This window comes from Aquimarina sp. TRL1 (assembly GCF_013365535.1).
Taxonomy (GTDB): Bacteria; Bacteroidota; Bacteroidia; order Flavobacteriales; family Flavobacteriaceae; genus Aquimarina; species Aquimarina hainanensis.
Genome location: NZ_CP053590.1, coordinates 3,919,307 through 3,934,548, shown reverse-complemented (window position 1 = coordinate 3,934,548; position 15,242 = coordinate 3,919,307). Strand labels below are relative to the sequence as shown.

Here is a 15,242-nt window from a genome sequence, read left to right as displayed (position 1 = left end):
AATATAACCTATATGTCACTCACAAAAGATTTAAAAGCATATGCAGATCTTTCTGCTACTAAAATTCCACAAGCTTCTCAAAAAGTAATGGGCGCTGCAATTGAACAATTACGCACCGAGAAAATCCTTGCTCAGGCATTAAAGAAGGGAAATAAAATTCCTGAAATTACGCTTCCTAATGCTAATGGAAAACAGGTATCTGTACAAGATATTTTAAAAGAAAAGAAAGTGGTACTTTCATTTTATAGAGGAGGATGGTGCCCTTATTGTAATTTAGAACTTAAGGCGCTCCAAAATGTATTACCAGAAATAGAAAAAAACGGAGCTACCCTGGTCGCCATCTCTCCAGAAACTCCTGATCATTCTCTGAGTACAACCGAAAAAAATGAACTCAGTTTTCAAGTGCTTTCTGATAAGGATAATGTAGTTGCTAAAAATTTTAATCTGACTTTTGCACTACCTGATGAACTGGTAGAAATCTATAAAAGTTTTAACATTGATGTAGAAACAAGTAATGGCAATTCAGACCACGAATTACCCATCTCTGCTACCTATATAATTGAACAAGATGGAACCATTAGCTATGATTACCTAGAAGAGGATTACAAAAAAAGAGCAGATCCTCAAGACATTATAAACCAGCTATAAAGCCTATAACACCTATTAAAAGTATCATTTTTTTTATCCAAATAACTGCTTTTGGCACATCCTTTGGTTATTTCTATCTCAAAAACAGTGAATACCGAAATGCTAGCCAGTAGGTGTACACAGTAAACGTTTTAGATATGAAAAAAATGGTACTTTTATTTGCAGCTATGCTACTGGTAGTAGCAACTGCTCAGGCAAACCATCCAAGATACACACCACATCACACAAAAGGAAAAAATTCCTTTTATCACGGGGAAGCTGTTATTTTTGAAGAAGCTGGAGTTAAGTTTTTTGTATTTCCAGGGGGGCAATTAGATTATAGAATTCCCAGATATCACCATCGTGATCACTGGACAAATGCAAAACGCTACAAAACTCCCCATAGAGATCGGCGCTATCGCCATCCCAGGTTAGACATACGATATGATCAATTTGGCAGGATACGAAGAATCGGACGTGTGTCTATTAATTATGATCGATATGATCGAGTTCGAAGAATTGGTACTGTCGGGGTACGCTATAGAAGAAATTTAGTATCTCAGATTGGTGGATTATATATCTATTATGATCGTTTTCATAATATTAGGTATACAGAAGGTGATATCTTTTTTGACTATTGTCAATATTGTCGCTATTCCGAAGAAGATAATTGGTACTACCTGGATGGCAAACGATACAAGCCTTATAGAAAAGGGGATGTTCATCATCATAAAAGAACATTTAGGAAAAGAAAATATGACGACGATGATGACGATGATGATGACGATGATGATGACGATGATGACGATGACGATGATGATGACGATGATGATGACGATGATTAAAATAAATATCCTCTTTTGAATAGTTCTCAAAAGGGGATTAATCATATTTATTTTTTAACGAGGAATCGATAAAATTGATTCTGTTAATAAAAAAAGCTGTTTTTTTTAGATTTTATAATTAGCTCCTGTGCAAGTTTTTGCATATATTAATCTAGTATTTTTTAAGAAATGATATCTTTTGTCAAAAACAATCAAACTATTACTCCTGAAAGCAAAAATGTATGTATTCTTTTTGGAGGAACTATTAGTATAGAAAGAAATGGGAAACAACAGATTATTCCTTCCAAAACATATTTCTTTTTTGACACTTCTTTTGATATCATTACAGCTTCCCCTTTTATAGACGGTTTCATCATTAAACTGACTCCTGATTTCCTATCGTCTTTTCCAGAGATAAAAACAGGGCTGGAACAGTTGCATTCTAATTTTGAATTTCACACTATAAAAGATATCCCACAGAAAAAAAAACAAATTCAATCACTTCTTCACAACAAAAACAACAAACCTATAACTAACAGCTACTTACACATTTTATGGAATGAGTTGTTAAACGATTACATTAATAGTTTACAAGAATTATCAATTGTTGAACAATTTTCAGAGCTCATAGATCAGCATATAGATCAAAACTATTGCGCTGGAACCTATGCCGAAATGTTGGGAATACCTTTAAAACAACTTATCAGAGAGGTCAAAAAGGATGAAAACAAAACTCCCTGTAATTTCATTACCGGAAAAGTGATTGAAAAAGCCAAAGAAAAATTACTAACCACAGACGATACCAGTCAGATGATTGCCTACCAATTAGGGTTCGAAGATCCATATTATTTTATTAAATATTTCAAAAAAAACACACTCTTTACTCCTACTCAGTTCAGAGCTCAATTTCAATAGAAATACGGGGAATTTTTTCCATCTTTTTGTTTTTTTTTCTATTTCCTTCCTCCTCCTATAGTTCCATCTTTGTTCTATAAATAACTCATTATTGTTTGAGTTCATTACAACAACTATAACAATATAATACATATAAAGATGAAATTATCAAAAACACTTGCTGCCAGAAAAGCAAAAAACAAAGAAAACATCCCGGCAGCTACCTGGGATATTATGGAACGAAGTACTGAGGAGCTCAAAAAGCAATCTTTGAGTAGTAAAGCCATTCAGAAAGGAAACAAACTTCCTGATTTTAAGCTCCCAAACAGCACTAACAAATTAATGTCTATTGCTGATTTTACACATGATTTTTTAGTCATTTCTTTTTATAGAGGAGGATGGTGTCCTTTTTGTAATATGGAATTACGAGCACTTCAGGAAGTACTACCTAAACTTAAAAAACTAAATACTGAGTTAGTAGCAATTTCTCCGGAAACGCCTGATCATTCACTAACAACAACAGAAAAAAATGCACTGACATTTTCTGTTCTTAGTGATCTTAATAATGAATATGCTACATCACTGGGACTTACTTTTGCCCTTCCTAAAGATTTGATAAATATCTATCACTCCTTTAACCTTCATGTGGATATTCATAATGGGAATACAGACTATGAATTGCCTATGCCTGCTACCTATATCATCAATAAAAACAGAGAAATTCTGTACAGTTTTATTCCAGAAGATTACACCCACCGATTAGATGTAGAAACAATTTTGGAAGTGCTCAGCTCACACCAAAACGAATCTTCAACTCACCATAATCATCACTAAACAAATAATTTATACTATATATGAAACTTCATATTATTTCTCTGGTTCTACTAGCGATAACGGCTTGTACTACCAATAAAGAAAAAGAAACGAATCCTATATCCAAGGAAAAACCCATAGGTACGCTGGAAGTTGTAGCAGAAATGGATATCAACCCAGGAAATGTCGCTGTATCTAAAGAAGGAAGAATTTTTTCCAGTATTCATCCATTACGAGCTACCAATCTACAACTTGTAGAGATAACAGATAGCACTAGCTATAAAGCGTTCCCTACTGAAGTAGTGCAATCGACCATAGACACCAAATCAGATACCAAATTAGACACTCCGTTAGGAATCATTTTTGACACCGAAAATCGTTTATGGGTAATCGATGCTGGATTAAACATTGGTAAAACAAGAGTATTTGCTTTTGATATTGATCGTAAAAAAGAAATCATGCGTTTTGACATTCCAGTGGAACTTGCCCCTAAAACCAGTTTCGTTCAGGATCTGGCTGTGGATGAAAAAAATGGGTTTGTATATCTGGCTGATTTTGGTAACCCAGGAATCATCGTAGTAGATATTCATAAAAGAACGTATAGAAAAATAAGCCATCCCGCGAGCATGAAATCAGAGGACATCGATATGATTATCGACGGAAACGTTCAACACTTTTTGGGTAACCCTGCCAGAATAGGTCTAAACCCTATAACACTTTCGGCTGATAGAGAAACCTTATTTTACGGAGCTATGAATGGTACTAAATGGTATCAGGTTCCTACCAAGATAATACGAGATCAAAGTGAAGATGCTGAAATTTTCTCACATATCACCATAACTGGAGCAAAACCGATATCAGATGGCGCTGCAACTGATCGTCAAAACAATCACTATTTTACCAATATTCAAAACAATAGTATTGATGTCTTAACAGCTAATAAAAAATTAAAGACACTAAAAAAAGATCCTTTATTAGATTGGTCTGACAATCTACGAATTCATAAAGACTGGCTTTATATCGCCGTAAATCAATTGCATAAATCTTCTGCTTTTACAGGAGGGAAAGACCTGGCAAAAACTCCATTCAGAATATTAAAACTAAAATTTAAATAAAATGCTAAAATAATCTCAGAGTAATACCAAGTACACAACAAGCAAATATATGAACTAAGAATAGCTGGAGTGTATCAGATAACCCCTTATTTATCAGATACATTTACATTTTAACGTTTATAGAAATTCCCAATTAACAACTGTTTAACGTTCAGAAAGGATATTAATAATACTTTTGCGCACGCATTGATACCAGATAATCTTAGTACGATACTAAGAGGTATATTTTAGTTGCTATACCATCATAATATGGAACTCCCCGTAGCATCTCGTGCAAAAGCATATTATCTTCTTGTTAGCTCATAAGATATTTGCTTGTTTTTTTTCGTTTCGAAATTCAAGCTGAAACATCAATTGCTCACTTTGTGAGTTATATATCATTGCAATATTAGATTGAATTGCAATGCTTATTAAGTATATAATAAACCTTTAGAAAACAATTAAAATGAAAAAAACAGTGTACTATCTCGGAGTTCTTCTTTTATTTATCTACGCCTGTCAGAGTGATGATGATACTAGTAACGCTCCAAACTCCCCAATTATTAATCCCGAAAATATCTATAAAGGAGACCTCTATCTAAATAGTCAAGAAGCTCTCATTGATTTTTACACTAAAAACAACTACCTACGTATTGATGGAAATGTATTTATTGCTGGTATTCATGATATCTCTCCATTCAAGGATGTTGTAGAAATCACAGGAAATCTTTCTATAAGCTATACTAAAGAAAATGCTTTATTAGACACTCCTGACCTGAAAACAATCTCTCCAATAGCCTTAGAAAAAATAGGAGGATCACTCTCTATTTCCAAAGCAGAAGCATTGACTAATATTAGTGGTTTATCACGATTGCAATTCATAGGAGGTGATTTATCTTTAAATAATAACGGACAATTAAGTTCTCTTGATGGATTAACGTCTCTTACCGAAATCGGAGGAAGTCTTATCATTGCCAACCATCCCTCTTTTATTCAGTGGAAAGGACTTAACCTATTACAAAAAATAGGAGGATCGGTTCATATTCGATCCAATAACAATCTTTCTGATCTGGAAGGACTACAGCAGTTAACATCAATAGCAAAAGATCTTTCAATTACATCCAACACTTCCTTATATAATTTTTGTGCTTTGCAAAATACAACTATTCAGGGGAACATCATTATTAACGGAAATGGATATAACCCAAGTAAAGAACACCTTACTAATGACAATTGTAAAACCGCAGGGGAAAAAGTATTTACAGGAAATAAATTTATTAGTAATCAAGACGAATTAGAAATATTCGCTGCCAAACAATATACTAAAGTAGAAGGAAGTCTTATTATCAATAATGTTATTGATATGAGTTCCCTAAAAGATTTGAAAACAATTACTGGCGAACTACGTATCAAAAACAATCGTTCAACAGTATATTCCAACGGAACAAAAAAAAACTTAAAAAATCTGAGAGGATTAGAAAACCTACAAACTGTCGGTGCTAAACTAACAATACAGTATAACACTTTTTTAGAGAATGTTGATGCACTGGAAAACCTTACTTCCCTAACCAATCTCTTTATAGAAGATAATGGATCCTTACACAATCTTCAAGGCTTCAAAAACCTCGAAAATATCACCGAAGAATTACGTATAAAAGACCTTCCTTCACTTACCGCTCTTACAGGTTTTGACAATCTGCGCACAGCAGGCTTTATTCGCATTGTCTCTAATGATAAATTGGAAAAAATCAACACATTCGAATTGCTTCAAAAAGTTGATAATTTATGGATTCTTGCTAATCCAGAGTTAATCGATGTAAAAGGATTTACAACCCTAAATAATGTTGATAACAGACTATGGATTTTTAATAATAAAAAATTATCCAATCACTGTGCTTTTAAAAACACCGTGATTCATACGTTTCAATGCAGTAAAAATGCTTATAACCCAACAAAGGAAATGTTAGCCACAAATGCATGTAGTCTTTAAACACTAATCCGTTTTATAATATATATAAACAGTAATGGAATATCATTACTGTTTTTTTATTTAAAAAAGTAAAAAAATCTGATTTTCCGAGGTCTTTCCTCTACTCTATCAGGAGGATTTCCTCTCTATAACTATTATCATTATATCAATAAATTCAGCACTTCACAACAGATTACCCTATACAAACTCCACTTTCTTTAACATATTCTCATAGTTTTTGGCACGCTGCTTGCATATAACTAATCGAGTTCGGAATTAAAATTTCTGCACTTTCTTAAAAAACACTGATTATGAAAAAATTTATGCTATTATTTGCCGGGGTTATGTTAGCGACAATATCTGCTAATGCATATGAATCAAATGAAGGAACAAGTTATAATAGATCCTATAACTACGGAAAGTCTTTTATCTTTACAGAAGGAGGCATTGAATTTTCTATATACCCGGATGGTCAATTTGATTTTTATATCAACAGACCTAACAATCACATTAATGTAAATGTAAACGCTCCCGGGATTAACATCAGTTTTAATTCAGGATACAACTATGATCCGTTTGTACAGTACGATGATTATGGAGCTGTAGTACAGGTAGAAGAAGTACCTATATTCTATGATTATTACGGAAGAATTATACAAGTAGGTGATGTATTTCTTAACTATAATAACTTTGGTCGTTTATCCAGGTTAGGAGGGTTATATATCAACTATAACAGCTACGGAAATTTCACTTATTGTACCGGATATATCAATAGGTTCAACAGGCATTACGTATACAGACCTTACCACAGATATTTTACAGTACCCGTTGTGAGCAGATGTATTGTATACAATAGACCATATAGAAGATATTACACTCCTTTTAGATGTTCTTACAGAACCTATAGAACTAATTACTATAGCGGGTATTACAGAACTCCTTATAGAAATAGAAATTATTACAGACCTAGTCAGCGTTCTGTAGCATATCACAGAGGATCAAGAGCTCGTTCTGCCAGAAGTCTGGCATATCAGTCTAGAGACCGAAGAGCTGCTATGTATTCCAGAAATGACAGAAACTATACTGCATATTCTTCTAGAAGCAGAGGTGCTAATCGATCTAATGCAACTACCAGAAGCCGATCTAATTATAATACCAGATCAGTAGCTCCTACCAGAAGCAGAAGTACAAGTCGTTCTACCGTGAATACCAGTAGATCTACTCATACTAGCAGAAGCACGACTCCTTCCAGAACCAGTAGAAGTAACTATTCGAATTCTAGAAGCAAAGCGCCAAAAGCAAGAACGGTGACAACTAGCACCACCAGAAGTAGAAGTAGTGTAACAAATCGTCCTTCGTATACAAAAACAAGAACACATACCACTACTAGAACTACAACAAATCGAGCTCCAAGAACTGTTTCTCGATCTGCGAACAGAAATTTCTCAGGAAATAGAGCTAATGGTGCAACAAAACGCTCATATAATCGTCAATATAGTAGTAAAAGCAATGCTGCTACCAGAACGCAGACAAGAAAAAGTAACGCTTCCCGAAGTAACAGAACTTCAGGTTCGAGAGCTACAAGTTCTCATAGTCGCTCCAGGAGAAGCATTTAAAATAAAATATACTTAGTATATATATTTTTTGGTTGGTTAGTTGAAAAATCCCTCAAGAGTTGAATGCCTTATGCACCTCGAGGGATTTTTCTTATTATGTCAGTAATATCAGGAGAAAGCTTTGTAAGTAAGACTGCTCCCACATAACTTATCCCGATCAAAATACTCTTTAAAACAATATTCACTATCGGAGAAAAAGAAAATTCCCAAAAATAAAAAGCAGCAGTAGCCGTGAGAATAAGAATCCCTCCTCCAACAATACGCTTCGAAAAAGGATGCATCCCGAATTTTTGATAAACAATCCAAAGCTTCATTGTGTTATATACAAAAACAGCAATGAATGTAGCCAAAGCAGCTCCTTTTATCCCAAAAAAAGGAATACACAATGCATTTAGTACAAAAGCTAACAAAGCCATTCCAATCCCTATTATCAATACAATTCGATAATAATCCGAATTATATAAAACCGCATTATTATTCCCTAAAAAATTATCATACAATTTGGTAAGTCCTATAAAAAGAATAACCCAAATATGTAATTGATACTTATCTGAAATCAATTCGAAAAGCTGATGTACATTACACAAAATCAAGACAAAAAACAATCCGCTAATCACAAATAAATTCAAAGCACTTTTTCGATATAAAGTTCTCAGAGCATCATACTGCTTCTCATTAATCAACTTTGCTGTTAATGGATATGTTATTTGATGCATAGCTCTGGAAGGCATAATAATCACACTGGCGATATAAGCACAAATCGTATAATTGGCTAAATTACCGATAGGCATAAAACGTTCAATCATTACTTTATCCAAATCAATCAAAAAAGAAGCTACTGACCCCGCTAATACAATTAAACCGGAGTATTTAAAAACAGAGCTATAATTAGATGGAAGCGTCCATCGAAACCTAAAAGTACGATGAAGCGATAAGGCATAGCCCATCATTATAAATAACCGAAGTATATAAACCGCCATTAACCAATAAACAAATGCTTGGACTTCTATTATCTTTACTGCTACTAATATCAATAAAACAGCAATTCCAAATCGGGTAAATATTTCTTTGAGAAAGTTTCCAAAAGCACTCTGCAGTTTTACTTTGGCCCAGGCATAAAACACTTCAAAATATGTAATAGCAAATGCCAACACAAAAATAGTCCACACATAAGGCTTTACAATCGCATTCTCTCCATCAAAAAATACGAGTAACTGCTGATAAAGCAGTATTCCCATTCCTGCTAATACTACAGACAAGAATAATGGAATTAGTAATAACCAACTCAATAAACGATGCTGTTCTGATGAATCTGTATAGGCGGAAAAAAACTTCACTAATGTATTATGAGCTCCAAAAATTAAAAAAGGCCAAACAAGATTGGCTGCAGATATTACATAACTAATCAATCCGTAATACTCCTGCTCCAGAAACCAGGTCATTAAAAACAAGGTATTAACAGCTCCAAGACCAAAGCCCACACAGGTAGTAATTATATTACGTATGGATTGTTTTATGACGACCCCCACTCAAGATATTTTTGATATTTGTAGTATAAAATTATAATTTCTTCAGGACTTCTGATAACGTACGGGTTAATTCTTTTCTACTAAAACGCTGCAAGCCTATTGGCTGCGTTTGTAATGTCCCTTTTAAAAACTGCTGATAGTATTCCCACAGTTGTTTTTTGATATCCGTATAATCCCTATATTGATAAAAAACTCCAGTATTTGTTTCTTTGATCAACCCTTCAATATCTGCTCCTTCCGGTCCAATAGCTAATATCGGGCGATTTGACACCATATACTCAAACAATTTACCAGGGATGATACAGCGTGTCTCTGGAACATCGATTTCTATTAAAACTAATAATTGACTGCTACGCTGAATAGCCACTGCTTCTTGATGAGACACATATCCTTTTAATGTTAAAAAAGAGGTCAATCCTGCTCCTTTTATACTTTCTAATACATCCTCACTTACTGCTCCTACCAATTGTATCTCTAATGAAGTAGCAAAATCAGGATGTTCTTCGGTAAGATCGTATAGTGCTTTCCATAACATAACAGGATTTCTCCCTGACAATAAAGAACCAATATGAGAGATCGTAAAACGATCTGACAATGAAACTTCTACTCCCTTCTCGTAATCATAACCATTAGTAATTACTGTTATTGGTTGTAGTGTGATGGCTTCAAACTCATGTTTTGTGGTATTACTTGTTACCAAAACATGATCTGCATTCGTCAATACTTCCTCTTCTAATGATGTGTGTTTTTCTTTAGCCCGTTTTCCCAGCTTCAATTTATCATGATACCCGATAGTAGTCCAGGGGTCTCTAAAATCTGCCACCCATTTACTGCCCATCTCTTTTTTGAGCTCTAAGCCTATAAGATGAACACTATGTGGAGGACCGGTTGTAATAATCGTATCTATCTGATGTTTTTTGAGATATTTTTTTAAAAAGCGAACCGATGGTTTTACCCAAAACTTTCTGGCATCCGGGATAAAGTAGTTCCCTCTAATATACAATAACAACCGCTGTATAAATGATTGTTTTTCTCCCCTAGCTATAATTCCTTTACTAATTGTATTGGTGTCTTTTTTAGAAAAAAACTGAGCAAATCGATAGGGTTCGAAAATAGAACGCTTAAGTACCGTAATATCCTCAGGTATTTCTGTCGATAATGAGGTATCTTTTATAGGATATGTCGGATTTTCCGGGACAAACACCACCGGATCTATAGCATATTCTCTAAGGTATTTTACGAACTTTAACCATCGTTGTACCCCTGGACCTCCTGCTGGCGGCCAATAATATGTTATAATCAATACTTTCTTCATACTAACTTAATGCGCCTGATCAGTATGTGTTCCTTTTTTATTTTTTCTAAAGTCATAGAAGATAAAACCTGCCAATAACAGTATAAACAAAATAGAGCTTGCAACTGTAATTGTACTTCCTGTTTGTATCACCTGCGGTTCAAAGGCAAACGTAACTGTATGCTTTCCTTCTGGAATCTCTAACCCTCTTAGTATATAATTTACACGAACATGAGATACTGGCTTCCCATCAATATATGCCTGCCATCCATCTTTGTAATAAACTTCAGAAAAAACAGCAAATCCTGCCGCTGAATTATTCGTAGTATATACTAGCTTATTAGGTTGATGAGTTTGTAACTTAATCGTTGCCAAACTATCTACCGAATACTGAGTATTTTTTACAGAAAAATCAGTATGAATAAGTGCCGTCTCTTTATTTTTTAATCCTTTTAATCCTAGAATTTCATCATCAGCTGTTGTTACTTCCTTCAGAGAAGAAACAAACCAGGCATTCCCATTCGTATAAGGGTTTTCCTGTACTATCGCTCCTTTTTCATCTTTGGTAATAAAATACTTGACATTAAACATATTCAATATACTTACATCTCCTTTGGAAATATAAAATTCGAATAGATCTTGAATTCTTCCCATTTTTGCTGCATGATATCCTCCTAATGCATTATGAAAATACGAAGCTCTTCCACTATTAAAAGGATCTCCTAATAAATCGTATACACGATAATGTCCTTTATCTTCTAATATCTTGTTATCTGCTTTAGTGGCTACAAAAGCACTTCGAAACTCTTTAGCAGATACGAAGTTATCATTATTCACATATTTGCGATCTATGACCACTAAATCAAATACGATCAATATCGCTATTCCTACTATGAGCAGCGGTTGTTTAATTTTATTCTTTAGGTATGCCCAACAGCCTCCGGCAACTAATAACACTAATACTAAAGATCGTAAAGTATCTGCCGTAAAAATAGCTTTTCTATCCTCCTTAAGTGCATCGACAAAATCAAGCCCTAGTTGCTGTATCAACATCCCATCTCTGGCTCCAACAAAATTAAAAAGAGTCCCTTTTAGCAACAAAAACAAGATAGCAATTCCTCCGACAATTCCAGTCGCATACTTCAGGGCTGTTGTTTTTTCTTCTTCAGTAACCTTATTACTAAAAAAACGTTGTAAACCAACAACTGCTAATATAGGTACACATAATTCTATAATGACCTGTATAGAAGATACCGCTCTGAACTTATCATACATTGGGAAATAGTCAATAAACAAAGTAGTCAATACACTGAAATTCTTCCCCCAAGATAATAGTAAGGTTAGTACAGAAGCACCTACTAACCACCATTTTAGTTTTCCTTTCACTAAATACAACGCCAATACAAACAAAAATAGTACTACTGCTCCTATGTAGGCCGGGGCGCCTACAAAAGGCTGATCTCCCCAATATGTTGGAGCTCCCTCTGTATACATAGATGCCTGAGAAGGACTGGCTCCCATAGCCAATAATTTCTCATAGATATGCGCATCTTTTCCTATATTTTCAGAAGAAGACCCTCCCATAAAACGAGGAATAAATAAATTAAAGCTTTCCAGAATACCATAACTATAAGTAGTAATATACTCATAATCTAAGCCCGAACTTGTTTTTTGCGAACCATCTGCCGTGATCGTTATATCAGAAGACCCCCTGGTACTGTATTTTGTGTATTCTTTTGTAGCCAGCAAGCTTGTGGCATTCATCAATACAGAAAACAACACTGCCACAACCATAATTCCTACAGATTGAAAAAAAGCAGGAAGTGTTTTCTTCTTAAACGCATCGACCAAATAACATATTCCCATAATCAATACTGCCAAAAACAAGTAGTATGTCATCTGAAAATGATTAGCCGCTATCTCTAATCCCATTGATAATGCTAATACTCCGAACCCTAAGATTCGTTTTTTCTTAAAAATCAATAAAATTCCACTTAATACCAAAGGCATATAGCCTATAGCATGTGCCTTTGCATTATGTCCCACTCCAATAATAATGATGAAATAGGTAGAAAAACCAAAAGCCAAACTCCCTAGAAAAGCAAGCTTATAATCTACTTTTAGCACCAATAACAAAATATAAAACCCTATAAAATAAAGAAATAAATAATCTGCTGGTCTGGGTAAAAACCGAATCAATCGATCTATTTTTTTTAAATAACTATGTGGATACTGCGCTCCCAACTGGTAAGTTGGCATTCCTCCAAAAGCACTATCTGTCCAATAGGGCTCTTCTCCGGTATTATTTCTGAAATCTGTTTGCTGACGTGCCATTCCAGTGTATTGGACAATATCACTTTGCCGCATTTTTTTTCCACTTAACACCGGGTTAAAATAAAGAAGTGAAATAATAACAAAACCTATAAAAACAAATATATGCGGTAAAAATCTTTTGAAAAAAGATGTCATGAAATGTGTGTTTTTAGACCTATTGAAAAAGTCAAATTAATCAATCTCTTCATAATCGATATACTCCCCTACCTCTTTATTAGAAGTGCTTCGTTTCGATTTTTTAGTATAGTTAATTTCTCCATCAGTAGACGGCTGCTGTTGCTGTTGATACTGATCGAATTGTTGTTGGAATTTCTCTCCTGCTTTCTTTGTTACATACTTAAGCAATAGAGGACCAAATATTCGCGTTATAATCTTTACCCCATAATACACTAATGCGATAATGAGAATAATTTTTAATACCCCTACAACGGAAGCTTCTTGCATATTATTTTTTTTCAAAAATAATGAACTCCACATACAAATACCCGCATTCAATCCCAAAAAAATGATAATTTCTCCTATATTTGGTCTAAATCTGTTGAATATGAGCCCAAAATCTATTCTGATACTTATTAGCTTTCTCACAATAAGCTATTCTTTATCAGCGCAGTACACCAAAAAAATAAACACAAACAGACCTGGAAGATCTCAGGGAGCATTCTCTGTGGGGAATAATGTGCTTCAAGGAGAAGGTGGTTTCGGGTTTGGTAAAGAAAAGCATACATTGCGCGATACCCAAACAAGCTTTTTTACAATGGACTACGAAGCACGCTATGGGTTATTGATAGAACAATTAGAAATACGCCTTGATGGAACTGCTCGCGGGGATGTAGTAAAAAGAACCGTTGGTGCTAATGAACAGAAAACAACTCGTTTTAATTTTGTCAACAATACAATTGGAGCAAAATATTTGGTATTTGATCCTTATAAAAGACCTAAGAAAGATTCTATAGACCTCAATAGTTGGAAAGCACAACATCGATTTAAATGGAAAACACTTATTCCAGCAGTTTCTGTATATGCCGGAATGAACTTCAATACAGCTGATAACCCATTTACACCTGTAGATGACCCTAGTATCAGCCCTAAATTTGTACTAATTACCCAAAACAACTGGACTACCAATAATTTTAAAAACTGGGTATTAGTCACGAATATCATTATAGATAAGATCACAACCGAAAACCCTACATATGGATGGATTATCACCACCACGCATACGATCAATGACAACTGGGCTGTCTTTGGGGAATATCAAGGGCAAAAAAGTGATTTCTACAGTGATGATCTTTTTAGAATCGGAGGAGCTTATCTATTAAATAACGATATACAGTTTGATGCCAGTTTGACTACAAATTTTAAAGACACTCCTTCTATATTCTCACTAAACTTTGGAGGAGCCTATCGATTTGATTGGCACAAAAAAGATGAAATTATCTTAGAAGAAGGAGAAAGTATCGGAATACAAGAAAACCCGGATGACCTCGAAGATAATGAAGAGGATGATTTCGAAGATATTGATTCTGAATTCGAAGAAGAAGAAAACGATACATTAAACGCTAGAAAAACACCATTCATTAACGACTTCGAAGATGATGATCATCGACAGGAAATCGAAAGAGAATTGGATGAACGCAGAACAGCAGAACGATTAGAACGAGAGCGAATCGCTAATGAAAAACAAGCTAAAAAAGACGACAAAAAATTCAGAAAAGAAGAACGAAGACGTCTTAAGCGAGAAGCAAAAGAAGCTAAAAGAGCTGAAAAAGCCCGTTTAAAAGAAGAAAAAGAAAAGGCTAAGATGATCAAGGAAATTGACAAAGAGCTTGATCAAATGGAAAAAGAACAAGGAGTCGATCAGGAACTGGATGAGATTGATAAAGAACTACAAAAACTAGACAATCTAGAAAAGGAGCTCTTCAATGAAGAAGAAAAGGATACGAAAGAACTTGAAAAAGCGAAAGAAAAAGAGCTGGAAGAAGAGGAAGAAGACATTGATGCTCAATATGAGCAAATGAAAAAAGAAGAAGAAAGGGCTCAAAAGGAAGAAGAAAAGCGATTAAAGAAAGAAGAAAAGAGAAGAAAAAAGGAAGAAAAGAAAAGAAAGAAAGAAGAGGCAAAAGCTAAAAAAGCTGCAGAAAAAGCCAAGAAAGAAGAAGAAGAAAAGGAAAAAGAGTTAGAAGAGGATGACGGAGAAGGATTATAACATATTTTCTCAAAACATATAGAAATCATTCCTCTCTAAGCA

12 protein-coding genes are annotated in these 15,242 nt (G+C 34.4%); 8 read left to right on the top strand and 4 right to left on the bottom strand.

The features are described from left to right. Nucleotides 1-12: 12 nt before the first annotated feature. The 7 genes from HN014_RS16100 to HN014_RS16070 all read left to right on the top strand — a co-directional run bounded on the left by HN014_RS16100 (nt 13) and on the right by HN014_RS16070 (nt 7,837). Entirely contained in the window at nt 13-648 is a 636-nt protein-coding gene (locus HN014_RS16100; protein ID WP_176029877.1) for a peroxiredoxin-like family protein, read from the top strand. A gap of 137 nt (nt 649-785) precedes the next feature. Continuing rightward, entirely contained in the window at nt 786-1,472 is a 687-nt protein-coding gene (locus HN014_RS16095; RefSeq protein WP_176029876.1) for a hypothetical protein, read from the top strand. Between the two features lie 168 nt (nt 1,473-1,640). Next, nucleotides 1,641-2,366, top strand: a complete 726-nt coding sequence (locus HN014_RS16090) for an AraC family transcriptional regulator (RefSeq protein ID WP_176029875.1) — start codon at nt 1,641-1,643, stop codon at nt 2,364-2,366. Between the two features lie 138 nt (nt 2,367-2,504). Beyond that, nucleotides 2,505-3,179: a peroxiredoxin-like family protein gene (locus HN014_RS16085; RefSeq protein WP_176029874.1), complete on the top strand. Its 675-nt coding sequence runs from the start codon at nt 2,505-2,507 to the stop codon at nt 3,177-3,179. Nucleotides 3,180-3,199: 20 nt separating this feature from the next. Continuing rightward, a complete protein-coding gene (locus HN014_RS16080; protein WP_176029873.1) occupies nt 3,200-4,273 on the top strand; it encodes an L-dopachrome tautomerase-related protein in 1,074 nt (357 codons plus the stop codon). A 445-nt stretch (nt 4,274-4,718) separates the two neighbouring features. Beyond that, nucleotides 4,719-6,242: a hypothetical protein gene (locus tag HN014_RS16075; RefSeq protein WP_176029872.1), complete on the top strand. Its 1,524-nt coding sequence runs from the start codon at nt 4,719-4,721 to the stop codon at nt 6,240-6,242. A gap of 290 nt (nt 6,243-6,532) precedes the next feature. Next, nucleotides 6,533-7,837: a hypothetical protein gene (locus HN014_RS16070; RefSeq protein ID WP_176029871.1), complete on the top strand. Its 1,305-nt coding sequence runs from the start codon at nt 6,533-6,535 to the stop codon at nt 7,835-7,837. 68 nt (nt 7,838-7,905) lie between these two features. Here the strand turns inward: HN014_RS16070 and HN014_RS16065 are convergent, their stop codons facing one another. From HN014_RS16065 to HN014_RS16050, 4 genes are all read right to left on the bottom strand, one after another. Further along, complete coding sequence (locus HN014_RS16065; RefSeq protein ID WP_176029870.1) at nt 7,906-9,366, bottom strand: polysaccharide biosynthesis C-terminal domain-containing protein; 1,461 nt, start codon at nt 9,364-9,366, stop codon at nt 7,906-7,908. Between the two features lie 31 nt (nt 9,367-9,397). Continuing rightward, nucleotides 9,398-10,681 carry a glycosyltransferase family 4 protein gene (locus HN014_RS16060; RefSeq protein WP_176029869.1) on the bottom strand — a complete coding sequence of 428 codons (1,284 nt, stop codon included), beginning with the start codon at nt 10,679-10,681 and terminating at the stop codon, nt 9,398-9,400. Between the two features lie 6 nt (nt 10,682-10,687). After that, nucleotides 10,688-13,027 carry a YfhO family protein gene (locus HN014_RS16055; protein WP_368660060.1) on the bottom strand — a complete coding sequence of 780 codons (2,340 nt, stop codon included), beginning with the start codon at nt 13,025-13,027 and terminating at the stop codon, nt 10,688-10,690. 138 nt (nt 13,028-13,165) lie between these two features. Further along, a complete protein-coding gene (locus HN014_RS16050) occupies nt 13,166-13,438 on the bottom strand; it encodes a DUF4834 family protein (RefSeq protein WP_176029867.1) in 273 nt (90 codons plus the stop codon). Nucleotides 13,439-13,538: 100 nt separating this feature from the next. On the opposite strand from HN014_RS16050, the gene HN014_RS16045 reads away from it, so the two are divergent. After that, nucleotides 13,539-15,200 (top strand): transporter, encoded by a 1,662-nt coding sequence (locus tag HN014_RS16045; RefSeq protein ID WP_176029866.1) that lies wholly within the window; start codon nt 13,539-13,541, stop codon nt 15,198-15,200. The last annotated feature ends 42 nt before the right edge of the window (nt 15,201-15,242 follow it).

Coding starts and splice junctions, on each gene's coding strand:
- HN014_RS16100 (WP_176029877.1), top strand. CDS start 13: ATGTCACTCACAAAAGATTTAAAAGCATATGCAGATCTTTCTGCTACT.
- HN014_RS16095 (WP_176029876.1), top strand. CDS start 786: ATGAAAAAAATGGTACTTTTATTTGCAGCTATGCTACTGGTAGTAGCA.
- HN014_RS16090 (WP_176029875.1), top strand. CDS start 1,641: ATGATATCTTTTGTCAAAAACAATCAAACTATTACTCCTGAAAGCAAA.
- HN014_RS16085 (WP_176029874.1), top strand. CDS start 2,505: ATGAAATTATCAAAAACACTTGCTGCCAGAAAAGCAAAAAACAAAGAA.
- HN014_RS16080 (WP_176029873.1), top strand. CDS start 3,200: ATGAAACTTCATATTATTTCTCTGGTTCTACTAGCGATAACGGCTTGT.
- HN014_RS16075 (WP_176029872.1), top strand. CDS start 4,719: ATGAAAAAAACAGTGTACTATCTCGGAGTTCTTCTTTTATTTATCTAC.
- HN014_RS16070 (WP_176029871.1), top strand. CDS start 6,533: ATGAAAAAATTTATGCTATTATTTGCCGGGGTTATGTTAGCGACAATA.
- HN014_RS16060 (WP_176029869.1), bottom strand. CDS start 10,681: ATGAAGAAAGTATTGATTATAACATATTATTGGCCGCCAGCAGGAGGT.
- HN014_RS16055 (WP_368660060.1), bottom strand. CDS start 13,027: ATGCGGCAAAGTGATATTGTCCAATACACTGGAATGGCACGTCAGCAA.
- HN014_RS16050 (WP_176029867.1), bottom strand. CDS start 13,438: ATGCAAGAAGCTTCCGTTGTAGGGGTATTAAAAATTATTCTCATTATC.
- HN014_RS16045 (WP_176029866.1), top strand. CDS start 13,539: ATGAGCCCAAAATCTATTCTGATACTTATTAGCTTTCTCACAATAAGC.